This is a genomic window from Pseudomonas sp. BW16M2 (assembly GCF_014268865.1).
Lineage (GTDB): Bacteria > Pseudomonadota > Gammaproteobacteria > Pseudomonadales > Pseudomonadaceae > Aquipseudomonas > Aquipseudomonas peradeniyensis.
This window is the reverse complement of the sequence record NZ_JABWRI010000025.1, coordinates 50,828-73,873: the sequence shown is the minus strand read 5'-3', so window position 1 is coordinate 73,873 and position 23,046 is coordinate 50,828. Positions and strand designations below refer to the sequence as shown.

At 61.8% G+C, this 23,046-nt stretch carries 24 protein-coding genes and 2 pseudogenes; 16 read left to right on the top strand and 10 right to left on the bottom strand.

Going from position 1 to position 23,046, the window contains the following annotated elements; all coding sequences use genetic code 11:
- Positions 1-12: 12 nt before the first annotated feature.
- The 5 genes from HU735_RS20145 (at position 13) to HU735_RS20125 (ending at position 4,280) form a co-directional block, all read left to right on the top strand.
- Positions 13-729: a 4'-phosphopantetheinyl transferase superfamily protein gene (locus HU735_RS20145; protein ID WP_186714935.1), complete on the top strand. Its 717-nt coding sequence runs from the start codon at positions 13-15 to the stop codon at positions 727-729.
- Positions 730-844: 115 nt separating this feature from the next.
- Positions 845-2,053: an MFS transporter gene (locus HU735_RS20140; protein WP_186714934.1), complete on the top strand. Its 1,209-nt coding sequence runs from the start codon at positions 845-847 to the stop codon at positions 2,051-2,053.
- A gap of 105 nt (positions 2,054-2,158) precedes the next feature.
- Positions 2,159-3,169, top strand: coding sequence for an alpha/beta fold hydrolase (locus tag HU735_RS20135; RefSeq protein ID WP_186714933.1), 1,011 nt, complete (start codon positions 2,159-2,161; stop codon positions 3,167-3,169).
- An 88-nt stretch (positions 3,170-3,257) separates the two neighbouring features.
- Positions 3,258-3,866: a TetR/AcrR family transcriptional regulator gene (locus HU735_RS20130; RefSeq protein ID WP_186714932.1), complete on the top strand. Its 609-nt coding sequence runs from the start codon at positions 3,258-3,260 to the stop codon at positions 3,864-3,866.
- Positions 3,867-3,941: 75 nt separating this feature from the next.
- Positions 3,942-4,280: a hypothetical protein gene (locus tag HU735_RS20125; protein WP_186714931.1), complete on the top strand. Its 339-nt coding sequence runs from the start codon at positions 3,942-3,944 to the stop codon at positions 4,278-4,280.
- A 3-nt stretch (positions 4,281-4,283) separates the two neighbouring features.
- Here the strand turns inward: HU735_RS20125 and cynR are convergent, their stop codons facing one another.
- The gene (gene cynR / locus HU735_RS20120; protein ID WP_186714930.1) at positions 4,284-5,174 is read right to left on the bottom strand and encodes a transcriptional regulator CynR; all 891 of its coding nucleotides are present in this window, start codon (positions 5,172-5,174) and stop codon (positions 4,284-4,286) included.
- Positions 5,175-5,284: 110 nt separating this feature from the next.
- Here cynR and HU735_RS20115 point away from each other — a divergent pair, with 110 nt between their 5' ends.
- The 4 genes from HU735_RS20115 (at position 5,285) to HU735_RS20100 (ending at position 9,400) form a co-directional block, all read left to right on the top strand.
- Positions 5,285-5,944, top strand: coding sequence for a carbonic anhydrase (locus HU735_RS20115; protein WP_186714929.1), 660 nt, complete (start codon positions 5,285-5,287; stop codon positions 5,942-5,944).
- Between the two features lie 28 nt (positions 5,945-5,972).
- Positions 5,973-6,443, top strand: a complete 471-nt coding sequence (gene cynS, locus HU735_RS20110) for a cyanase (protein ID WP_186714928.1) — start codon at positions 5,973-5,975, stop codon at positions 6,441-6,443.
- A gap of 172 nt (positions 6,444-6,615) precedes the next feature.
- Positions 6,616-7,839 (top strand): amidohydrolase family protein, encoded by a 1,224-nt coding sequence (locus HU735_RS20105; RefSeq protein ID WP_186714927.1) that lies wholly within the window; start codon positions 6,616-6,618, stop codon positions 7,837-7,839.
- A 208-nt stretch (positions 7,840-8,047) separates the two neighbouring features.
- Entirely contained in the window at positions 8,048-9,400 is a 1,353-nt protein-coding gene (locus tag HU735_RS20100; RefSeq protein WP_186714926.1) for an MFS transporter, read from the top strand.
- A gap of 45 nt (positions 9,401-9,445) precedes the next feature.
- Here the strand turns inward: HU735_RS20100 and HU735_RS20095 are convergent, their stop codons facing one another.
- Positions 9,446-10,270 (bottom strand): helix-turn-helix domain-containing protein, encoded by an 825-nt coding sequence (locus HU735_RS20095; protein WP_238349860.1) that lies wholly within the window; start codon positions 10,268-10,270, stop codon positions 9,446-9,448.
- A 112-nt stretch (positions 10,271-10,382) separates the two neighbouring features.
- Here HU735_RS20095 and HU735_RS20090 point away from each other — a divergent pair, with 112 nt between their 5' ends.
- The 3 genes and pseudogenes from HU735_RS20090 to HU735_RS20080 all read left to right on the top strand — a co-directional run bounded on the left by HU735_RS20090 (position 10,383) and on the right by HU735_RS20080 (position 11,677).
- A complete protein-coding gene (locus tag HU735_RS20090; RefSeq protein WP_186714924.1) occupies positions 10,383-10,697 on the top strand; it encodes a DUF2834 domain-containing protein in 315 nt (104 codons plus the stop codon).
- Positions 10,694-11,180, top strand: a pseudogene (locus HU735_RS20085) (MAPEG family protein). The gene HU735_RS20090 and the pseudogene HU735_RS20085 overlap by 4 nt, the downstream one beginning before the upstream one ends.
- 41 nt (positions 11,181-11,221) lie before the next feature.
- Positions 11,222-11,677: a hypothetical protein gene (locus HU735_RS20080; protein WP_186714922.1), complete on the top strand. Its 456-nt coding sequence runs from the start codon at positions 11,222-11,224 to the stop codon at positions 11,675-11,677.
- Between the two features lie 2 nt (positions 11,678-11,679).
- On the opposite strand, the gene HU735_RS20075 is transcribed toward HU735_RS20080, so the two are convergent.
- On the bottom strand, positions 11,680-12,471 hold the full coding sequence (locus HU735_RS20075; protein WP_186714921.1) for a response regulator transcription factor: 792 nt from the start codon (positions 12,469-12,471) through the stop codon (positions 11,680-11,682).
- Between the two features lie 138 nt (positions 12,472-12,609).
- On the opposite strand from HU735_RS20075, the gene HU735_RS20070 reads away from it, so the two are divergent.
- Together HU735_RS20070 and HU735_RS20065 are read left to right on the top strand one after the other, a co-directional pair.
- Positions 12,610-13,713 carry a polyamine ABC transporter substrate-binding protein gene (locus tag HU735_RS20070; RefSeq protein ID WP_186714920.1) on the top strand — a complete coding sequence of 368 codons (1,104 nt, stop codon included), beginning with the start codon at positions 12,610-12,612 and terminating at the stop codon, positions 13,711-13,713.
- Positions 13,714-13,900: 187 nt separating this feature from the next.
- A complete protein-coding gene (locus HU735_RS20065) occupies positions 13,901-14,773 on the top strand; it encodes a contractile injection system protein, VgrG/Pvc8 family (RefSeq protein ID WP_186714919.1) in 873 nt (290 codons plus the stop codon).
- Between the two features lie 57 nt (positions 14,774-14,830).
- On the opposite strand, the gene HU735_RS20060 is transcribed toward HU735_RS20065, so the two are convergent.
- Positions 14,831-15,646 (bottom strand): carbon-nitrogen hydrolase family protein, encoded by an 816-nt coding sequence (locus tag HU735_RS20060; protein WP_186714918.1) that lies wholly within the window; start codon positions 15,644-15,646, stop codon positions 14,831-14,833.
- 123 nt (positions 15,647-15,769) lie between these two features.
- On the opposite strand from HU735_RS20060, the gene HU735_RS20055 reads away from it, so the two are divergent.
- Complete coding sequence (locus HU735_RS20055) at positions 15,770-16,582, top strand: LuxR C-terminal-related transcriptional regulator (RefSeq protein WP_096048302.1); 813 nt, start codon at positions 15,770-15,772, stop codon at positions 16,580-16,582.
- A gap of 394 nt (positions 16,583-16,976) precedes the next feature.
- Positions 16,977-18,293 carry an APC family permease gene (locus HU735_RS20050; RefSeq protein ID WP_186714917.1) on the top strand — a complete coding sequence of 439 codons (1,317 nt, stop codon included), beginning with the start codon at positions 16,977-16,979 and terminating at the stop codon, positions 18,291-18,293.
- A 94-nt stretch (positions 18,294-18,387) separates the two neighbouring features.
- On the opposite strand, the gene HU735_RS20045 is transcribed toward HU735_RS20050, so the two are convergent.
- The 6 genes and pseudogenes from HU735_RS20045 to HU735_RS20020 form a co-directional block, all read right to left on the bottom strand.
- Complete coding sequence (locus HU735_RS20045; RefSeq protein ID WP_050704964.1) at positions 18,388-18,720, bottom strand: hypothetical protein; 333 nt, start codon at positions 18,718-18,720, stop codon at positions 18,388-18,390.
- The gene (locus HU735_RS20040) at positions 18,717-19,340 is read right to left on the bottom strand and encodes a hypothetical protein (RefSeq protein WP_186714916.1); all 624 of its coding nucleotides are present in this window, start codon (positions 19,338-19,340) and stop codon (positions 18,717-18,719) included. Before HU735_RS20040 ends, HU735_RS20045 begins: the two co-directional genes overlap by 4 nt.
- Positions 19,341-19,480: 140 nt before the next feature.
- Positions 19,481-19,672, bottom strand: a pseudogene (locus HU735_RS20035) (DUF3077 domain-containing protein); the annotation flags it as partial.
- 148 nt (positions 19,673-19,820) lie between these two features.
- A complete protein-coding gene (locus HU735_RS20030) occupies positions 19,821-20,066 on the bottom strand; it encodes a hypothetical protein (RefSeq protein ID WP_186714915.1) in 246 nt (81 codons plus the stop codon).
- 410 nt (positions 20,067-20,476) lie between these two features.
- A complete protein-coding gene (locus HU735_RS20025) occupies positions 20,477-21,304 on the bottom strand; it encodes a hypothetical protein (protein WP_186714914.1) in 828 nt (275 codons plus the stop codon).
- A gap of 131 nt (positions 21,305-21,435) precedes the next feature.
- Positions 21,436-23,046 (bottom strand): ABC transporter ATP-binding protein, encoded by a 1,611-nt coding sequence (locus tag HU735_RS20020; RefSeq protein ID WP_186714913.1) that lies wholly within the window; start codon positions 23,044-23,046, stop codon positions 21,436-21,438.

Genomic DNA, 23,046 nt, shown 5'->3' with positions numbered 1-23,046 from the left:
AGGAGCTCGTTCATGACCGCGGCGCAGTCCATCTGGCCTTTCCAGCAACCGCGCCCCGAAGGCCTTGAACTATATGCCATCGGTCTTGATGACTACCGGGGTGCCAGTGAGCCGGGGTCGGCCTGCGAGCCGAGTCTGGAGCACGCCTTGCCCGCCAGGCGCAAGGAGTTCGCCGCGGGCAGGGCCTGTGCCGCCACGGCGCTGCAGGCCCTTGGCCACGCGCCGGCCTGGTTGCCGGTGGCCCGGCCGTATCGCTATGCGCAGTTTCCGCTCGGCGTGGTTGGCTCGATCACCCATACCCAAGGCTTGGCCATGGCCTGCGCTGGCGACGCCCAGCATTTCATTGGGGTGGGAGTGGATGCCGAGCATATCGCATGGCACCCAGAGCTATGTCTTATGACCAAACAGGTGATGTCCGACAGTGAACTGGCACAACTGGAGGACATGTCGCCGACCGAGGCGCTGCGTTTCTTCTACCTGAGTTTCAGTACCAAGGAGGCATTCTTCAAGGCGGTGTTCCCGATCTGCCACACCGACATGGATTTCTGCGAAGCGCAGCTTTTGAGCTGGGACGAGCAGGGAAGTTTTCGCCTGCGCCTGACTTCGACCCGGCTTGCCCCCTGGTTTGCCATCGGGCAGGTGTTCGATGGCTGCTGGGGTGTGCAGGGCGAAACCCTGCTGACCTTGCTGACCATTGGTCACGATGTGGCGTGCTGTGGGCGTGGCTGAAGTGTCTTTACATTCGGTGCGTATGATAATAAGATTTTAATCATACGCTTTGTATGTATCTTGCTCTGGCCCGTCGACATCCGCGTCGTGGGCTTTTCGATAAGGAGTGTCGAGCATGTTCAGTTCCTACCGTGAGTTGTTCCAAGCCCGTGGCAGCAAGGGCTTTGCCCTGGCCGGCCTACTGGCGCGCATCCCGTTGCCGATGACAGGTATCGGCATCATCACCATGCTGTCGCAGATCCGCGGCAGCTATGGCCTGGCCGGCGCGGTGTCGGCCACCTTCGTCCTCACCTATGCCTTGATGTCACCGCAGATCTCGCGGCTGGTGGACCGTTACGGCCAGCGTCGGGTGCTGCCGGCGGCTGCCGGCCTGAGTGTCTGCGGCATCCTCCTGCTGCTGGCTTGCAGCCACTGGAATACGCCTGACTGGACGCTGTTCGTTGGCGCTGTGCTGGCCGGCTTCATGCCTAGCATGTCGGCGATGGTGCGTGCCCGCTGGACCGCCATCTACCGCGGCAAGCCGCAATTGCAGACAGCCTTCTCGTTGGAGACGGTGCTCGATGAGGTCACCTTCATCGCCGGCCCGCCGATCTCCGTGGGCCTGAGCGTGGCCGTGCTGCCCCAGGCAGGTCCGCTGGCGGCCGCAGCGCTGCTGGCAATCGGCGTGTTCGCCCTGGCTGTGCAGGTGAGCACCGAGCCGCCAGTGGAAACTGCCGCAGCGGGCGGTCGGGATAACGATTCGGTGTTTCGTCTTGCCGATGTGCGCCTGCTGACCCTGCTCATGGTTGCCATGGGCGTGATAGTCGGTACCGTGGACATCGTCAGCGTCGCCTTCGCCGAGCAGATGGGCACGCCGGCTGCGGCCAGTGTGGTGTTGTCGTGCTACGCCATCGGTTCCTGCGTCGCCGGCTTGGTGTTTGGCGCGCTGAAACTCAACACGCCACTGCGCAAGCTGCTGCTCCTGGGCGGCCTGGCAACGGCGGCGACCACCTTGCCACTGCTGCTGGCCGGCAACATCTTTGGCCTGTCGGCCGCGGTGCTGGTGGCGGGCCTGTTCTTCGCCCCGACGATGATCGTGGCCATGTCGTTGGTGGAGCGCATCGTGCCCGAGCACAAACTGACCGAAGGCATGACCTGGTTGCTGGCCGGCCTGAACATCGGGGTCGCGGGTGGTGCCGCCGCCTCGGGCCAGGTGGTCGACCTGATCGGCGCCAAGGGTGGTTTCAACGTGGCCCTGTGCGCAGGTGTGGCGGTGTTGCTGGTGGCCCTCTGGGGTTACTACCGCATGCGTGACCGCGACGAGCAGGTGTCCTACTCCGTCTGACCGGCCCTTCGCCACGTGGTGCCTGGGCGGCGAGCGTCGACCAGGCGAGCAAGGCCAGTCTTCCCAGGCTGGCCATCCACCCTGGCCCGAAACAAGGCTGACCTGATGACCCACGAAATCTTCGATCTTGGCGATATTACGCTGCAATCCGGCGCGACGCTGACCAGGGCCCGGCTGGCGTACAAGACCTTCGGCACGCTTAGCCCCGCCCGGGACAACGTCATCGTCTATCCCACTTCCTTCGCCGCCACCCATGACGACGCCACCTGGCTGATCGGGCCGGGTCGGGCGCTGGACCCGCGCAAGTACTTCATCATCGTGCCCGACGCTTTCGCCAACGGCCTGTCCAGCTCGCCCAGCAACACACCGGCGCCGCAGCACGGCAGAAAGTTCCCTGCGCTCACCCTGCACGACAATGTGCTCCAGCAGCGGCGCCTGTTGAGCGAGCGCTTCGGCGTGGAAAGGGTACGCCTGGCCGTGGGCTGGTCGCTGGGTGGTGCCCAGGCCTTCGAGTGGGCGGCGACCTTCCCCGACAGTGTGGAACGGCTGTTTGCCTTCCAGAGCGCTGCGCGCACCTCGCGGCATTTCCATGTGTTCTTCGACAGTGTGCGCATGGCCATCGAGCTCGATCCAGCGTTTCGTCAAGGTGCCTATACCCAGCCGCCGGAGCGGGGCTTGCGCGCAGCGGCGCGGGTCTACGCCGCCTGGGGTTTCTCGCAGGCGTTCTTTCGCCGGCATCTGGACCAGACTGCACTGGGCTATTCCTCCCTCGAGGCGTTCCTGGTGGAGTTCTGGGAGGCATGGTTCCTCGCGCGCGACGCCAACGACATCATCGCCCAGTTGCGCAGTGGCCAGGGCGCGGATATCAGCGCCAACAGCCGCTATCACGGCGACTTCGCCAAGGCACTGGCGGCCATCAAGGCCGACACCCTGCTGATGCCGTCGTCGAGCGATTTGTACTTCCCGGTAGCCGATGCCGAGCTCGAGGCCAGGGGTATTCCCAACGCCGAACTGCGGGTGTTGCAGACTGACTGGGGTCATGTGGCCGGCGAAGGCTTGAACCAGACCGACACCCGTGCGATCGAGCAGGCCATCACCGACCTGCTAGGACGTTAGGCGCATGCTTGTCAGCGCCGCGGACGATCATGACAATGGCGGCCGGCCCTTGAACAGCCGCCCAAGCCCGCAGGATAGGAGAAACTGGATGGTTCGTCGCACCCGCGCCGAAATGGAAGAAACCCGCGCCACCTTGTTGGCGACCGCGCGAACGGTCTTTACTGAACGGGGGTATGCGGATACCTCGATGGACGACCTGACCGCCCAGGCGCACCTGACTCGCGGCGCACTGTATCACCACTTCGGTGACAAGAAGGGCCTGTTGCAGGCGGTGGTGGAGCAGCTCGACGCCGAAATGGATGCACGCCTGTGTGCGATCACCGACACCGCCGAAGATGGCTGGGACGGTTTTCGCCAACGCTGCCACGCTTATCTGGAAATGGCACTCGAGCCTCCGATCCAGCGCATCGTGCTGCGCGATGCCAGGGCGGTACTGGGCGGCGGTTCACCCGAGGCACAGCGCCACTGTGTGGTGTCGATGCAAGGGCTGATCCACAACCTGATCGAGCAGGGCATCGTCGCTCGGGTCAATGCCCAGGCGCTGGCCTCGCTCATCTACGGCAGTCTGACCGAGTCGGCGTTCTGGATCGCCGAGGGCGACGATGGCGCCGCGCGGCTGGCCCAGGCCAGCGCGGCACTCGATCTGCTGCTGCGCGGGATGCGGGTGGCGGCGGGGCCGGAGCGCCAGGGCGCGTGATCGGAACGATTCGGCTGGCCTCGAGGTCCACCTTTCACCGGTAAACGAAAACGGTCCACTGCATGAGGATTGGTCATGAGTACGCTGACGATCGAAGGCTGGTGCAAACCTGACGGCGCGCAAAGATCCACCCCGGTGGGTGATGTTCATTTTGATATTCAGGGCCCGACCCACACGGCGCTGGAGCAGGCCGAAGAACGCCTGCAGCAGAGCCACGAGCTCGAAGCAATGGTGGATGTCGATATGAACACGTTGAACCTGGTCTTGCCTGAAGGCTACGCTCCACTGTCCGACTGTCGCCTGCGCGTCTACCTGAGCAACGACGAGCGTGGCCAGTTCCACTTGGTCGGACATCGGGCCAGCGACGGCAGCCTGATCTACACCAACGCGGTGCTGATTGCGCAATTGAGCTGAGCCTCAGCTGCGCTCCAGCTGTGCGGCCACCTCCTTGGCCAGCATCAGGAAGGCCCGCGCCGCTGCCGTCTGATAGACACCCCTGCGCTGCATGAGCACGGCCGTGCGTTGCAGGCGCAAGGGGTCGAGGGCGATGGCGGCCAGGTCGTCATGCGCCAGGGCGAGGGTGGCTGGCAGCAAGGTCGACAGCGTTGTCCTGCGCACCACCTCGATCACCGCGCCGATGGCGTTGGCCTCCATTCTTACCTGCGGGCGGATACCGTGCTGCCGGCAGTAGCGCTCGATTTGCTCTCGGGTGGCGAATTCGGCACTGAGCAGGATCATCGACTCGTCGTTCAGCGCCTGTAGCCCGATGGCGCTTGCGTGGGCCAATGGGTGCTGGCTGCCGACCACCAGCGCCAGGGTCTCGACCAGCAATGGGTAGGTGTCGATGTCTTGGGCGTGGGGTTCATCGAAGGCGATACCGACATCCAGTTCGTCCGCCAGCAGCAGTTCCTCCATGTGCTCCTGGGCGATTTCGCGCAAGTTCAGGGTGATATTCGGGTACCGGCTGTGGAAGGCCTCGACCAAGGGGCCGACCAGATAGCTGGTAAAGGTCGGCGTCACCGCTACCCGCAATGAGCCGCGGCTGAGGTCGCTCACATCATGGATCGCGCGTCTGGCCTCCTGCAGTTCCTGCGACGCCCGTTTCGCATAGCGCAGATAGACCTCGCCGGCATCGGTCAGCCGAGTCGTGCGCCCCGAGCGATCGAACAACTGCGCCCCCAGGCTTTCCTCCAGTTGCCTGACCTGCTGCGAAAGCGCGGGCTGGGAGACGTGCAGGGCCGCCGCCGCCCGAGTGAAGCTGTGGTGTTGTGCGACCGCGAGAAAGTACTGGATGTGCCGGGCGAGCATTTTACGACCCATAAGATAATCTGATGCTGTGCATCATAAATGAGACTTTTACCTTATGTAACGCTAAGCCTAACCTTTGCCTCACACACCGCGACACTGAGGCATCAGCCATGCAAGACATCATCGACGGCTTCCTGAAGTTCCAGCGCGACGCCTTCCCCGAGCGGGTCAAGCTGTTCAAGGACCTGGCCACCCAGCAAAGCCCACGGGCGCTGTTCATCTCCTGCTCCGACAGCCGCCTGGTGCCCGAACTGGTCACCCAGCGCGAACCCGGCGACCTGTTCGTCATCCGCAACGCCGGCAACATCGTGCCGTCTTATGGCCCTGAACCCGGCGGGGTGTCGGCCTCGGTTGAATATGCAGTCGCCGCCCTGCAAGTGGCCGATATCGTCATCTGCGGCCACTCCGACTGCGGTGCCATGACCGCCATCGCCACCTGCAAGTGCCTGGACCACATGCCCGCCGTGGCCGGCTGGTTGCGCTACGCCGACTCCGCCCGTGTGGTCAACGAAGCCCGCCCGCATCAAACCCCTCACGCCAAGGTCGAGGCCATGGTGCGCGAGAACGTGATCGCCCAGTTGGCCAACATCCAGACCCACCCCTCGGTGCGCCTGGCCCTGGAAGAGGGCCGCGTGGCCCTGCATGGCTGGATCTACGACATCGAGAGCGGTCGTATCGACGCCTTCGACGGGCGCACCGGCCAGTTCGTATCCCTGGCGGACAACCCAGGAGTCCGCGCTGTTTCCCACGCTTCCCGACACGTTGCCTGAACCTTTTTCAACCCAAGGAGATACTCCCATGATCCAGTCGCAAATCAGCCAGAACGCCCGTCTTGCCCTGAGCGAGGTCATCCTACTGGCCAAGGCCCGCAAGGACCTGTCGTTCGCCCAGATCACCGACGGCACCGGCCTGTCCGAAGCTTTCGTCACCGCCGCGCTGCTGGGCCAGCACCCGCTGCCGGCCAGCGCTGCCCAGGTGGTGGGTGACAAGCTCGGTCTGGACGCCGACGGCATCGCACTTCTGCAGACCATCCCACTGCGCGGCAGTATCGAAGGCGGCGTGCCGACCGACCCGACGATCTATCGCTTCTACGAGATGCTCCAGGTGTACGGCACCACGCTCAAGGCGCTGGTCCACGAGAAGTTCGGCGACGGTATCATCAGCGCCATCAACTTCAAGCTGGACGTAAAGAAGGTCGATGATCCGGAAGGCGGTTCCCGCGCCGTGATCACCTTGGATGGCAAGTACCTGCCGACCAAGCCGTTCTGATTCGCTCGTAGGGAAATGGCCCGGTCGCCTCAGGGTGGCCGGGCCGCTATTGGCCCCCTGTAGGAGCGGGCTTGCCCCGCGAACACCGGCAAAGCCGGTGCCATCCTCCGCGTTGTCCGACATCGCGAGTACAGGGTGTCGACCGTAAGGATCGATTACGAGGACCGACGGCATGGACCTGATCTTCAGAAATGTCCGCATCGACGATGCAAAACCCTTGATGGATGTGGCCGTGCACAACGGCAAGATCACTGAAATCGCCCCGATGATCACCGCAACGGCAAACCAGGAAATTCAAGGCAATGGCAATGTCCTGATCCCAGGCTTCGTCGAAGGCCACCTGCACCTGGAAAAAGCCAACGTCATGCAACGCAAGGCCAACCGCTCCGGCACCTTGAAGGAAGCGATCGCCGTCACCGCCGAGCTCAAGCCCACGCTCACCCGCGAAGACATCCGCGAGCGTTCGACCCAGGTGTTGCGCGCGCTGGTGCAGGCCGGCACCACCCATGTCCGTGCCCATGCCGAGTTCGACCCCGCCCAGGGTTTCACGGGCCTGGATGTGGTGCTGGATCTGCGGGAAACATTGCGCGATGTCATTGATATCCAGGTGGTCGCCTTTCCCCAGGAAGGCATCCTCAAGTTGCCCGGCATGAAGGCGATGATGGTCGAGGCGATGGAGAAGGGCGCCGATGTGGTCGGTGGCATTCCCTACAACGACGTATCGCCCCACGAGCACATTGACTTCGTCTTCGACCTGGCCAGGCGCTACGACAAGGACATCGACCTGCATCAGGATTTCGCCGATGACGCCGAGCAGATGACCATCGAATACGTGGCCCGTCGGACCCTCGCCGAGGGTTACCAGGGGCGGGTGTGCGTCGGCCACCTCACCAGCCTCGCGGCCGTCGAGTCCGAGCGGCGGGCGCGTATCGTCGCGCTGCTGCGCGAGGCCGGTATCAGCGTGATGTGCCTGCCGGCCACCGACCTGCACCTGGGCGCCCGTGGCGACAGCCACAACGTGCGCCGCACCCTGACACCGGTGCGAGCCTTGCGCGATGGCGGGGTGAACGTGTGCCTGGCCACCAACAATATTCGCAACGCCTTCACCCCTTATGGCACGGGCGACCTGCTGAACATCGCGCAACTGGCCATCCCCGCCTGTCACCTCGGCGGGGCGGACGACCAGGCCACGGTGTTGTCGATGCTCACGACCAACCCGGCCAGGGCCTTGGGCTTGCGCGACCATGGCCTGGCCGTGGGCAAGGATGCGGATCTAGTACTGGTGGATACCCAGCGCGTCAGCGATGTGATCCTCGACCTGCCGGCGCGATTGGCGGTGCTAAAGCGTGGGCGGGTAGTGGCGACGGCCGAGCATCGCCGGTCGGTGGTGTTCTGAGCGGTTGACCCTCAACGGCACCCGCGACGGCAACCAGGCCATCGGCATACTGTGAACGTCAGTGTAGGGATGTGCAGTGGTCGCAGTGAAAGGTTTGGCTATCGTCCGCTATCAACGCGATCAATGTTGGCAGACGTGCTTTGCCATCTCCCTCTAGTTTGCGCAGGGCGTGCTGGAACCCCGAACAACGATAACGAGGGACCCGACTATGCCCACCGCCATCCAAGCGTCCAACGCCTGGCGCATTCTGTTCCTGCTGTTCCTGGCCAACCTGTTCAACTTCTTCGACCGCACCATCCCCGCCATCGTCATCGAGCCGATCCGCCTGGAGTGGCACCTGAGCGACTTCCAGATCGGCATCATCGGCACCGCCTTCACCCTGGTCTATGCCATCGCCGGCCTGCCGCTGGCGCGCATCGCCGACACCGGCTCGCGCAGCCGGCTGATGGGCTGGGGCCTGCTGGCGTGGAGCGGGCTGACGGCGGTCAACGGCATGGTCGGCAGTTTCTGGAGCTTCCTGCTGGTGCGCATGGGCGTAGGTATCGGCGAGGCCAGCTACGCGCCGGCGGCCAACTCGCTGATCGGCGACCTGTTCCCCGCCGGACGGCGGGCGCGGGCGATGGGCATCTTCATGCTCGGCCTGCCGCTGGGCCTGTTGCTGGCATTCTTCACCATCGGTGCGATGGTCCAGGCCTTCGACAGCTGGCGCGCGCCGTTCTTCATCGCCGCCGTGCCCGGTGTGCTGCTGGCGCTGTTCATCTTCATGATCCGCGAGCCCGCGCGCGGCGCCGCGGAGACAGTGGCCACCGCCCAGGCCCCGCTGGACCGCCCCCTGCGCCGGGTGTTGAGCGTGCCCACCTTCGCCTGGCTGGTGCTGGCGGGGCTGACCTTCAACTTCGCCTCGTATGCCTGCAACTCGTTCATGGTGCCGATGCTGCAGCGCTACTTCGCGCTGGCGCTGCACGACGCCGCGGTGGCCACCGGGATGATCGTCGGCCTGAGCGGCCTGGTGGGGCTGACCCTTGGCGGCTGGGTGGCCGACAAGGTGCACCAGCGCTTTGCCAACGGCCGTCTGGTGTTCGCCGCGCTGAGCATGCTGGCGGCCACCTTGTGCACCGCCTGGGCGCTACATGCCGGGCGTATCGAACTGGGGGTGTTCGTGGCGGTGTTCGGTGTCGGCTGGTTGTTCTCGTACAACTTCTACACCTGCGTGTACACCGCCATCCAGGACGTGGTGCAGCCGCGCCTGCGGGCTACGGCCATGGCGCTGTTCTTCGCCGGGTTGTACCTGCTGGGTGGTGGCCTGGGGCCGGTGGTGGTCGGTGGACTGTCGGACCACTTTGCCGGAGCGGCCATGGCGGCGGCGGGCGAGGTGGCGATGAGCGAGGCGTTCAAGGCCCAGGGGCTGCATGACGCGATGTACCTGATCCCCGTGGCCCTGTTGCTGACCATGGTGTTCCTGCTGGCGGCCTCGCGGTGTTTCAGCCGGGATGCGCAGCGGATGCGCGAGGGCATGGTGCTGGATGGCGGAGCGGTGGCGGGGCAGGCTGCACAGGCCTGAGTCCTTGTAGTTCGGCCGGATGTTGCGGCTCGATCATTATCGGTTTTATCGTGGGTGATGCTGAGCCAGCCATTGATCATAGGCCGTCGTCATTGTTCGCCACGTGGTGCCGTCGGCCGGCACCAGGTGTTCGATGCGCAGTGAAGCCACCGTGATGTCCTGTGGCATGCCGAAGGTAGTGAAGGTGGACAGAAACCTCAATTCACCTTCGGCAGTCCGCACTCGCGTCAACACCACAGGTGATTGCGGCGTGCCTGCTGCCAATGTGGGCGGGGCGGGCAAGCCTTGCAGCCGCCGCGCCAGGTCAGGATTGCCCACCGCCTCCCTGGCCGCACGCTGCCAGGCGATCGCCCGTATCTCATCGGCATTGATCAGATGATCTCCCAGTCCGCCCGGGCGCAGCAGTGTGTCCAGCAGGTTGAGTTCCGATGTGCTGGTTGTCGCTACCCCGGCCATGGCGAACAGCAACCCGGCACTGGCATTGGCCGCAGTGATGTCCCAGTTGCTGGCGATGACGATGGCCGGTGCGGGGTTGTTGGCCTGCAGGATGTGCTCCACTGCGTCATGCACCATCTTCATGGCTGGGGCGTCCGGTGCAGAGGCCATGTAGCGCGGTGCGTAACCTGCCGCGAGGAATACTTCGTTGCAGTGCTCGAGTGGTACATCCAGCGCGCTGAGGAGGGCATGCAGGGTACTGGGGCTGGCCTTGGCTCGGCCGGTTTCCACGCAGCTCAGGTGGCGTTGCGACAGGCCGGCCAACAGCGCGAGGTCGAGCTGGCTGAGCCCGGCCTGGCGGCGTAGGCGGCGCAGGTGTTCTCCGGCATCGGTGATGGCAGGTGTTTGCGTGGGGTGAAAGGGAGAAGGGCTCATGCTGCGACTCTGGCTGTCCTTGGCTGATGCGTCCATGACCTGTGAGGTCATTGAGGCGGGGACGACTCTATCACTACCGTGACGGCAACATCGCTCCTGTAGGAATCGGACAATGAACGCACGATGGATCGCGCTGCCAGTGTTGCTGCTGTTTACCTTGTACACCGGTTGGGCCCTGATGATTGCGGATCAGTCGCTCATCGCCTTTGGCCTAGACCTGATGTCCCGGCCGGATACAGCTCAAGTCGTTATCGACCTGTATGTGATGGCCGGGCTGGGCTGTGTGTGGATGGTCAGCGACCAGCGCCAGCGAGGCGGCTCGTTGCTCGGGGTCTTGCCCTATCTGTTGCTGACGGCGATTTTCGTCTCCCTGGGGCCGCTGCTGTACATCGTGGTCAAGGGCTTTGCGCAGAAGCGCGGGGCATGAGCGCCGCCCTGGCGGTCTATCTGCTGCGTAGTGGTGCTGTGCTTCAAGATGCTGGCGATTTCCTGCTACCAGGGCTACTTCCGCCTGCGCTTCCTGGCCTTCACCAACAGCGAGGATGCGGCAGTGTTCAAACGCTCGGCTTGCCCTGTGGAACTGCCGCAGGTCACGCGGGCCATGCAGGCCTGGCGCAACGATCTGGAGAACATCCCGATGTTCCTCGCACTGGGCGGCCTGGCGGTCGTGCTGGAGGCGCCTGCTGTCATGACGGCATGGCTGAGCGGGGTATTCACCGTGGCCAGGGTGTCGCATACGGTGACTTACCTGGCGGGTATCCAGCCGTGGCGGACGGTGAGTTATGGGGTCGGTTTGCTGTGCATCATCGGGCTGGCGGCGCTGGTCATCGACAGCCTGTGTTCGGCGCAGGGTTCAGCAAGCGCTCGTGCCCAAAGGCCGGCTGTGGTAGCGTGCGCCGCCCAGCCATGAGGCTGCGTGCCGTTGATTCTCGAATGACAAGGACAGTCGATATGAGCGATACCCCTTCCTTAATCCGAAAACTGGCCATTCGGCTACTGGGGTTGGTCCTGGTGCTTCCCGTGGTACTGGTGACAGGTTACTGGGCCATGTTCGCCGTGATCCTGCTCCCGGGGATGATCTATAACGGGTTCAATGACCCTTGGGACTATCAGCTGAGTCGCGTCGGCTTGGCCATCGTGGTGGTCATAGGTCTTTTCGGCGTGAACACGGGGATAAAGCTGTACCGGCATTTTTTGCGTAGCACCCGGGCGCCGGAGTGGATCGGCTCGGCCTGGGCGGGGCTGGGCTGTGGAACCGTGGCGAACCTGGCGATCATGTGCTGGTTTCCAGGGTCGCCGTGGTTCATGGTGTTTCTGGGATGGCCTTTGTTGGGCTGTGCGGTGTTTGCCTTGTTGTTGCTGCAAAGCACCCGAGGGACACTAACCAGTGCCAGTCTGAAAGCCTGACTTCAGCTTGAACAGAAAACATCCGGTTTCGGCACAAAGAAGCGAGCAAACAATTCCGACTGTGACTTGATGTTCAACTTGGCGTAAATGTTCCGGCGGTGCACTTTCACCGTTTCCGCCGAGAGTGAAAGCTTCCCGGCAATCTCTTTGTTGGAGAAACCGCTCAGCAGTAGCCTGAGCACATCGCTTTCACGGGTGGTGATCTGCGCGCCCAGCTGGGTCAGTGTTTCCTGCCAGGGCGGGGTCTCGGCAAGGTCCTTCTCGACGTCTACCTCGAAGGCCATGCGCTGGTGCATCAAGGCCGTCACCCAGGGCTTGATGAGGTCGAGGATGGTGATTTGCTCCTGGCTGAAGCGCGCCTTGCTGCCAATGGAGATGCACAGCGTGCGGTCAGCGTCGAGTTGAACGTTGTACTGCGCCTCATCGGCCGAGATGTAGTGTGCGAAATACTGATGGTAGTACTCGGTTTCGAGAAAGTACTCCGGCGCGATATCCAGCAGGTGGAAGAAACCGCTCTGCGGGTTTTCCCGGTTGGCGATGTAGAACGGGTCCAGCAGGTAGAGCCCCTTCACATAACGATGAATGAACGCGTTGACCTCTTCGGCATCCGCCACCTCGGGCAGGCTCACCACTTCCACTTGCTGGCTGGCGAAGATCAGCACCACCCAGTTGTCGATCTGCACGTACTCGTTCAACACCCGAACCAGCGAACTCCAGAACGCCGGACGGTCCAGCTGCATGATCAGCTTGCCGATCGATCGGTGCCAGGCCAGGCTTTGCAGGTCGAACGGCATTATCTACCCCTTTTGGGTTAGGCATTCGCGGGTCAGAGGTAAGTATTCCGAGGTATTTACTATCCGGTCCTGCCCGGTATAGTCGCTCACTGGGCCTAGGATGGCCGTGAAGATACATCGATTCGATAAGGATGTTGCATGAGAAGGTCACGTTTGCGAACCCTTTTTTCGGCCTCGCTGCTCTGCGCGGGGATCAGCACCTCGGTGCTGGCCGCCGAGCCTGGGATGCACCTGTACAACTGGTTCGGGCTGCTCGCGCCGGAGACGCCCAAGGCGTTCGAGCAGGAAACCGGCACCCGCGTGCACATGGACGCGTTCGACAGCGCCGACATCATGCAGAGCAAGGTCATGGCCGGGCGCACCGGGTATGACGTGGTGGTGGCGACCTCCAACGTGCTGCCCAGCCTGATCGCGGCGGGCGTGCTGCAGCCGCTGGACCGCGCGCAACTGGGCAACCTGTCGCATATCGACCCCGATATCCTTGCTCAGCTGGCGGTCAACGACCCCGGTAATCGCTACGCGGTGCCCTACCTGTGGGGCACCACCGGTATCGGCTATGACATCGACAAGGTCAAGGCCGCGTTGGGCGACCAGGCGCCGGTGGACAGCTGGGACCTGATCTTCAAGGAAGAGAACATCAGCAAGCTCAAATCCTGCGGCGTGGCGATGCTCGACTCGCCCAGCGAGATCATCTCGATTGCCCTGAACTACCTGGGCCTGCCCAGCAACAGCAGCAACCCGGCGGATTACCAGAAGGCGCAAGACCTGCTGATGAAGATCCGCCCGTACGTGCTGTATTTCGACTCGTCGCGCATCGACACCGACATGGCCGACGGCAATATCTGCGCGGTGGTCGGCTGGGCCAACGGCGCCCTGGCCGCGCAGGCCCTCAACGAGAAGAACAACACCGGGCGCAGGATCAACTACAGCCTGCCGCGCGAAGGCGCGCTGGTGTGGTCGGAAAACCTGGTGCTGCTCAAGGATGCGCCTCATCCCAAGGCCGGCATGGCGTTCATCAACTACATGATGCGCCCGGAAGTGATCGCCAAGACCTCGAACCACACCCTGTACCCCAACGCCAACAAGGACGCCACCCAGTTCGTCGAACAGGCGCTGCGGGACAACCCGTGGATCTACCCCGACAAGAAGACGGTTGCCACGTTGATCCCGCTCGAGCCGCTGCCGTTGAAACTGGAGCGGATCCGCACACGGGTCTGGACCAAGGTGAAGAGTGGCGTTTGACCTGAATTGACGTGTCGCCCGCTGCCCGGTGCAAGGGAGTCCCGGACAGCGCGTTGACCAAGGTTGCCTGCGGCCGATTGCTTCAAGCACCAGCGAACACCATCGTCTCGCGGTATCCGGCTGCCCAGCCGAGGCGGGCGATGGTCTTGCGCACCTGATTTCATCTTGAGCCGGAGGAGAACAGCGGATGTTCAGCCCAGCCCATAAGACACACTTGAACTTGACGATCGAAGGTGTGGAGCACGATTTCCAGGTGCTCGGCTACACCGGGGAAGCGGTGGCCAACAGGCCTTTCTTTTTCAACGTGGAACTGGCCAGCGAATGGCCTGACCTGAACCTTGAACGCTTCCTCGACCACGAGGCGTTCTTCAGCTTCGACATGAACGGCAATGGCATCCATGGGCGGATCTACCACATCGCACCGATGGGGCAGGCCCCGTGTTCGGCGCGTTACAGGTTGACCCTGGTGCCGCATTTGTCCTACCTGCGTCACCGCATCAACCAGCGGATCTTTCAACAGTTCTCGGTGCCCAGGATCGTCGCCTTGATATTGGAAGAGCATGGGATCGTGGGAGACGCCTATCGCTTCGAGCTGAGTGCGAGCTACCCCGAGCGCGACTATTGCACCCAATATGGCGAAACGGATCTGCACTTCGTCCAGCGCTTGTGTGAAGAGGAGGGCATCCGTTTTCACTTCCAGCACAGTGCCCAAGGCCATGTGCTGGTGTTTGCCGATGGTCAGGCGGTGCTGCCGTGGGGCGTGCTGTATCGCCCGCCCCTGGTTCATGCCAAACCACGGGTGGTGGAGAACCAGACCGCCGTGGTCATTGCCGTGGAGGATGACGAGAGCCGGTGTGATCGGCGCCTTGCCCGGATTCAGGTCAAATTTCCCTGGGATCCTGAGGACAGGTTTGACGATAAGAGCTGTTGCTGGCTGGCGGTGGCTTCCGATTGGTGTTGTGCGGTCACGCCTCCGCGAGCGGGGATGGAGGTGATGGTCTCGTTTCTCGGAAACGATCCTGATCAGCCGCGGGTCAGTGGGTGCCTGTGCTGCCGATAGCCTCATTCTGGCTACGGCAGCTTTATCCGAAATCCTCTGTTCCTGTAGTGTTTGCCTTTAATCGATAACCAGCTCCCATACGCCACTGGCATGCTTAATCCGTTCCCCTGGCAACTGGATACGCTGGTTGGCGCTGTAGTCATGGAAGGCACGGGCCTTGCCGATCAGCGACAGGTCCAGGGTCACGCTATGCCGCGACTCGCCACGCCCGGCCTCGAACAACGTCCGGCCATACGGGTCCACCGCCAGGCTCGCCCCCACGAACACGCAACCATCCGGCCCATCGCCCACGCGGTTGGCGACCACGGCGAACACCTGGTTCTCCATCGCCCGGGCCATCACCGACACCCGGTGCACATGATCCTCCGGTTCGGCCAGGCCATCGGTGATCAGCATCAACTGCGCGCCCAGGGCCTTCAGTGCCCGTGCCGTCTCGGGGAATTCGCTGTCGTAGCAGATCAACAGGCCCAGGCGCACGCCGCGCCATTCGACGGTGGCGAAACGGTCGCCAGGTACCACGATGCCGTGCTCCGGCAACCACAGGTGGGTCTTGCGGTAGGTGAGCAGGATGCCTTCAGGGGCGATGAACAAGGTGGTGTTGTAGAACGTGCCGCCGTCGTTCTCGTACAGCCCCAGCACCACCGCGACATTGTGCCGGCGCGCCGCCGCGACCACTGCCTGCACGGCATCGCCGTCGATGGCTTCGGACAGCATGCCGACATCGTCCGCGGTGAGGAAACCGGTCAGGTGCGACTCGGGGAACAGCAGGATATCGGTGTCCGGCGCGCACTGGGCCAGGGCCTCGAGGATGCCGCGCAGGTTGTGGGCGGTGTCGCCGTCGCGGGTTGTCGTCTGTATCACTTCGATCTTCATGGGCAATCCGTCTCGCTGGGCCCGACCCTTCCGCGGGCGAGTGACATTTGCGAAGGGTGGTGCAAGTATGAAAACAATCACTGGCAAAACAATCACTTCGACGGGTTAACCCGGGGGTAGGGCATGAGCTTGAGCCTGCAGGATCTTTCGTGGCACCAGGGTGTGGGCCAATGCATCGAGCACCTCGACCGGCCGAGCTTCTGGCGCACACTGGCCACGCTGCTCGGCGACTTCGTCGAGGTGGATACCTGGGTAGCGCTGCTGTTCAGCCACGACAAGCCGTTGATCTTCGACCAGAGCCCTTACGAGCGCGAGGGCATCGACCCGCTGGTGAGCGTGTACGCCAACGGCCTGTACCTGCTCGACCCGTTCTACATCAGCAGCCGCGAGCGGCCGCTGACCGGCCTGGTGCGCCTGGCCGACGTGGCCCCGGAGCAGTTCCAGCAGACCGACTACTACCGCCTGTACTTCACCCACAACGTAGTCGCCGACGAGGTGCAGTTCAACCTGGCCCTGGGCGATGGGCGCACGCTGTGCCTGTCGCTGGGCGGGCGCTCACGTTTCGACGCCCAGGCCATCGCCCAGCTGGAGCTGGTACGCCCCTGGCTGATCGGCCTGCTGCGCCAGCGCTTGCACTTCGAGCAACTGCCCGAGCGCGCTCCGGCCAAGCCCGCGCTGGGCCTGGCCCAGGGGCGTGACGAAGCACGACGGCAGCTGGAGTCGGTGCTGACGGCGCGGGAGCTGGACGTGGTGCGGCTGATCCTGTCGGGGCATTCGAACAAGGAGACGGCCATCAAGCTCAAGCTGTCGGCCGAGACGGTGAAGGTCCATCGACGCAACGTGTACCGCAAGCTGGACGTGAACTCCCAGAGCGAGCTTTTTTCGCTGCTGTTCCTGGCCGGTGAAGACCTCGCCAGCCTGCAACCGGCGCCGTGATTCCCCCGCGCCATTACCCCCAGGTTAATCCTTCGACGTTATAGGAATCCGCACGGGGATCCGCATACTGGGCTGGCAGCTTCCTTGCGCGTTACCACCTGGAAGCCGCGTGAGAGCGGGCTTCGTGGTCGCAGCGTGGGAGCGGACTTCGCGGTCGTAGCGTGGGAGCGGGCTTGCCCCGCGATCACCGGCAAGGCCGGTGCCATCCACCACCTGCATCGCGGGGCAAGCCCGCTCCCACGCTGTATTTCCTGCACCTGCACCTGCTGCACCTGCTTAGCGTGCTGCAGACCGGCTTGGCAATTTCCTAGAACAATCACAAGAGGATGACCCATGGCTCATTTCGCTCACGGCCCGGCCCGTGGCATCGCCCCTGCGCGCCAGGAGGCCACCCATGCCTGACGCCACCCCCGCAAAACTCTCCCTGACTTCCCTGACCGTCTTCGGCCTGGCCTACATGTGCCCGAGCCTGGCCATGGTGATCTTCGGCGTGATCTCCGAACGCAGCGACGGCATCGCCCCCAGCGCCTTCCTGCTGGCCACCGGCGCCATGCTGCTGTCGGCCCTGAGCTACGCCAAGCTGTCACGCCTGTTCCCGGTGTCCGGCTCGGCCTACTACTACGCCAAGCGCCTGCTCGGCCCCGGCTGCGGCTTCGTGGTCGGCTGGGCGGTGCTGCTGGCCTACCTGTTCATGCCCATGGTCGCCTGGCTGCTGCAGTCGGTGTTCCTCAACGCCCAGTTCCCGCAGGTGCCCACCTGGGGCTGGCTGCTGATCAACATCGGCCTGACCACGGCGGTGACCGTCAGCGGCATGACCCTGACCGACCGTTTGAACAAAGTGCTCACGGTCTTCAGCGTGGCCCTGGTGCTGCTGTTCATTGGCTACTGCCTGCGCTATGTGGCCGGCCAGCCCCAGGTCGGCTTCACCCACCCCGTATGGAACGAACACAGCACCTTGACCGGCCTCACCGCCGCCGCCGCCATCGCCGCCTATTCGTTCCTCGGGTTCGACGCCGTGACCACCCTGGCCGAGGAGGCCGAGCAGCCCAAGCGCGACATCCCCCGGGCGGTGCTGCTGGTGATCAGCGTGGGCGGGCTGCTGTTCACGGCGGTGGCCTACCTGATGCAACTGAGCCACCCCGGCGGCCAGTTCGCCGACCCGCAGACCGCGACCTACGCGCTGTCGATCGAGGTGGGTGGGCAGTTCTTCGCCGACTTCGTCAACCTCGGCGGCATCGTCGCCGGCTTCGCCTCGTGCCTGGCGGTGCAGGTCAGCGCCAGCCGCTTGCTGTACTTCATGGGCCGCGAAGGCGTGCTGCCGCCGCGTTATTTCGCCAAGCTGCAGGGCAGGGCGCGCACGCCGGTGTTCAACCTGCTGCTGATTGCCGGGCTGGGATTGATCGGGATCGGCGCGGATGTGAGCTCGGCCGCTTCGCTGATCAACTTCGGCGCGTTCCTGGCGTTTGCCGCGGTGAATGTCTGCGTAATTGCGTACTACCTGCGTGAGCGGCGCAAGCAGCGGTTGAGTGGGGTGGGGTTCGTGGTGTTTCCGCTGCTGGCGATTGGGGTGAACCTGTATCTGCTGTCGCTGTTGAGCACGGTGGTGATACTGGCCGGGGTGGCTTGGCTGGTGTGTGGCGGGTTGTACCTGATGTGGCTGACGGCAGGGTTCAGCAAGCCCACGCCGGGGTTGATGGAGGTTGAGACCTGAAAGCGCAGGGTGTCCAGGTCAGGTATCTGGTGTGAGCGGGCTTGCCCCGCGATCAACTGAGATCGAAATAAAACGAGGCATGGCGAGCTATGCCTCAAGCTCCACGACTGAACCCGGCCATGAACTTCTCCATATCGCTTTTGACATCGTTCGCGTTTGCAGTGACTTCTTCAAAAATACTCTTCATAAGCCCATATCCCTGTTCCTTTTCAGAGACTGAAAATGGCGTAGAGCGTGTACTGCCATTCAGACGGAACCAAAATGTGTTGATATCGCGGTCTGGGTCGTAATCAGAGGAGATGATCAAGGTGATTTCTTCGTGAGAAGCAACGAAGCTACCACCCTCGCCAATGCCCCATTGCAAGTCGCCATTTTGAGTGTGGGTCAGGACGAATTGCATAAAACGTTCGAAGTGAGATGGAATCATGCAGGGTCACCTATGTATTCATTTTTTGAAGCCGAATGCATCAGCAGGTCATCTTGCATTCGTTTCAGTGTGTCTATGGTCAGTCTATAGGGATTGTCGGGCGCCCCGGGGTTGGGTTTGGGATACTGGCTTCCCGCATAGTTGGGATTGGTTTTGGTCTTGAGCACTCGGGATTGCACCAGATGCTCGTAGCTATTCAGGATGTTCAGATTTTCTCGGTAACGATCAGGTATCCCGGCTTTTGAGAATGACGAGATGTAGCCTTGTTTGATCCGGGTGATAAAAATGACCGAAACGGCTTTCTTGTTATACAGGTCGCTCAGTGCGGAATTTATTATTTCAATGCAGGCTTGGACTTCATGATGTTCCATTTGACGCTTGAGCCTATTGTGTGAAGCCTCGGCAACGCGAGCCATTTGATGAGCCACTGAGCCATTGCGTACAATTTCGCATATGGCAACAATCAAGCCGTACAGCGTTAACCAGAATCCCAGGAAGCCCAAGGTGTTGACGTCAGTGTCATGCAATGCTGGGTATTTGTGTGCAGTGAAAAGTGCACCTACTGCGAGGAGAACCAAGATAGCTATGTACACCAATCGGCTTAAGGGGTTTCCTTTCATGGGGGAGTTCCATTGTTTTTACTGTGCCGGGCCGAACAAGAAAACTGATTATAGTGGCAGGGCAAACTGTGCAGCTGCCCGATAGCGTGACTCGGTGTGTCAGTGCTTTCCCAAACAGCCATGGGGTGGCGCTTCTGCCGTTGAGGCTTGTCCTCCATGATCCCGGTGATGGTCAGGTCGCACACGCAGCCCATCAACTCCGAAGCCTGTTCCCGTGCGTGCTGGCAAGAGATGCCGGGCTCGATGCAGAACAGCGGGTCGGTATGCCCTTCACCCTGGTAGAACTTGGTCTTGCCCACCGTGGTGTGGGGCGTGGTGTCGTCTGTGCTCATGGCTCAATCTCCCTGAAATGATCGGTGCCTGGGCAAGCAGGTAGTCCAGCAATCAGCTACACAGCATCTGCCGCGCAGCCACGCCGATCCCCTGTGGGAGCCGGCTTGCCGGCGATGAGGCCAGCCCAGGCAACCTATGGCTAACGCCTTAATGCAACGTCCGAGGCTCCACCTGCGGCATCTGCACCTGAATCAACGCCGACTCGAGCAGCACTCGCAGCGCCTCCATTTTATGCATCGCGGCCATGACCAGGATCGACACGGGCGACTTGGGATGCAGCAGAACAGCCTGATGCGCCACGGTCTGCGCGCACAGGGCGTACTCCGTGGCCTGGATGATGGTGTCTTCGAGGGAGTGGTGGTTGTGGGGTGGATCGGGAACTATCTTCAGCATGGTTTTGTGCCCTTTGATGGGGCCGCTACCGGACTGCTGTCAAACAGGAAGGTGGCAGCTATGCATAGGTTGACAGACCGGCGGACACAAAAACCGGCGCACGCAAGCGTGCCCCATGCACAGCCGCCATAGAGGGCAAGCAGTGCAGGTGTCGCGTCGCGGCCTGTCAAAGCCGATCGCTGATATGCAGCGACCTGCCGAGACTAGAGCGCTGGCGGAGCGATCGCAACGGGAAATAGGAGGTCGGAGTATCTTTGGGAAATGGACTACAAGAAATAGGCTAAATCTGAATTTTTCTCGTCCCTAGGTCTTGCTGGAGGGCGAAGTGAATTTCAGATTTGATGATTCGTTATGAATTGAGGCCTTGGATTGCCGGGTTTCTATGAAATCTTTGCTAGTAGCTAGATTAGCTAGGTTTTAGTAGAAGCCTTTAGTAGTTTGCGTAGGGTGTCAGGGAATTCATGCTCTACATCTTGTTTTAGGTATGTGAGGTTCTGGGACTGAAAAGAAGCTTCGTATGCCACGGTAGGGAAAACAAGATCTTTTCCTGCCCCTAACACAAGGTCGCCGAGCCCGGAAACGTCCGATGGCATATCGAAGTGTGCGATTAATCCGTCAAAGTAAAATCTATAGAAGGGGACTGATTTGTCTGTATCTGACTGGTGGTGATATATTTGTTTTTCAGTCAGGATGGGAGACATATTTTGCGTCTCGCCGCGAGTTGAAATTTGAACCAGTGTGATAGGGAAATAGCCTGGGTCACCAGCATTTGACGTAAGGATCATATCGCGCAACTGATGCAGTTGATCTATTGATAGTTTAACCTCTCGTGCTGCTGGAAGCGTTGAAACTCCCCACCTCCAGAGAAGAGATAAGAAAAATAGTCGAATTTTATTTGCGTCTTCGAAAGTGATTTTTCTTATTCCGTGGGTGTCGCTGAACATGTCGTGCAAGTGCTGGTCGAGATGGTCTTCTTTATGCCAGCCGCTCCAGACTAATTTTTTATTTCGTAAGGTGTTTACTGCGTAGCTATCCAGGTCTGCTAAAATATCTTCACCCTTTCGGGTGACTATCTTTTTATCGTACCAGCTCGTAAATGTACGAATTGGGCGGGTGCGCTCTCCTGCTGTTATGAATAAGCCCCCCGGAGTGGTCGGGGCTGTAAAGGCCTGTGGAGTGAGATGGGATTTTACAAAAGTTCCTGTGGCGCCAGTTAGCAAACATTTCCCTATCGCCATAAATTTTACCTTGGTTCTTGGTGGAGTAATGAATAGGCAGAAGAACTCTATCGGTTTCGATCCTTGGTGTGGGGTGATTTTTGGGTGGCTTTCAGTGTTTCCATAGTTTTATTGCTATCTGATTATGTAGTTTAGGTGATAGGTGTGGTATCTAAAAAGGCTGCTGCCAACAACTGCCTCGTATACCCATGCTTCGGCTCATGAAATATAGCCCCCGCATCCCCCTGTTCCACCACCTGCCCATGCTTGATCACCATCAACTGATGACTCAACGCCTTGACCACCGCCAGGTCATGACTGATAAACAGATAAGTCAGGTTGTACTTAACCTGCAAATTCCGCAAAAGCTCAACCACCTGTCGCTGCACCGTCCGATCCAGCGCCGAGGTCGGCTCATCCAGCAAAATCAAAGCAGGCTTCAACACCAATGCCCGAGCAATCGCAATCCGCTGCCGCTGCCCCCCAGAAAACTCATGGGGATACCGATGCCGCGTCCGAGGATCCAGCCCCACTTCCTCCAACGCTGCAATAATCGCCGCTTCCTGCTCAGCCGGCGTGCCGATCTTGTGAATCCGTAACCCCTCGCCAACGATATCCGCCACGCACATGCGCGGGCTCAGGCTGCCAAAGGGATCCTGAAACACTACCTGCATTTCCCGCCGCAGCGGCCGCACGGCCTTCTGGTTCAGCCCCTCAAGATTCTGCCCATGGAAGCGAATGCCACCCTGGCTGGAAATCAACCGCAAGATGGCCAACCCCAAGGTGGACTTGCCCGACCCACTCTCGCCAACGATCCCCAGCGTCTGCCCCTGGGGCAGGCTGAAGTTCACCCCATCCACGGCCTTCACATGGTCCATGGTCCGGCGCAGCAGCCCCTTCTTGATCGGGAACCACACCTTCAGATCCTTGACCTCCAGCAACGGCGCCCCTTCGGCATTCGCGGCAGGCGCGCCGCTGGGCTCGGCATTGATCAGCATCTGCGTATACGGATGCTGCGGCTTGCTGAACAGCGTGGCGCAATCGGCCTGCTCGACGATCTTGCCGCACTGCATCACGCACACGCGGTGGGCGATACGGCGCACCAGGTTGAGGTCGTGGCTGATCAGCAGCAGGGCCATGCCGAGGCGTGCCTGCAGCTCCTTGAGCAGGTCGAGAATCTTCAACTGCACGGTCACGTCGAGCGCCGTGGTGGGCTCGTCGGCGATCAGCAGTTCGGGCTCGTTGGCCAGGGCCATGGCAATCATCACCCGCTGGCGCTGGCCACCGGACAGCTCATGGGGCAGGGCTTTCAGGCGCTTCTTCGGCTCGGGAATACCCACCAGCTCCAGCAGCTCCAGCGTGCGCGCCGTGGCGGCCTTGCCGGTCAGCCCCTTGTGCAGCAACAGGATCTCGTTGATCTGCTTCTCGATGCTGTGCAGCGGGTTCAGCGAGGTCATCGGCTCCTGGAAGATCATCGCAATGCGGTTGCCGCGAATCCGCTGCATGGGCTTCTCGCCCAGGTGCAGCAGGTCCTTGCCGCCGTACTGGATGGTGCCGCTCGGATGCCGGGCCAGCGGGTAGGGCAGCAGGCGCAAGATCGAATGCGCGGTCACCGACTTGCCCGAGCCGCTTTCGCCAACCAGGGCCAGGGTCTCGCCCTTGCGGATGTCGAAGCTGATGCCGTCGACCACGCGGTTGACCTGCTCGCCAGTGACGAACTCCACCGCCAGGTCGCGGACTTCGATCAGGGTGTCTTGGCTCAT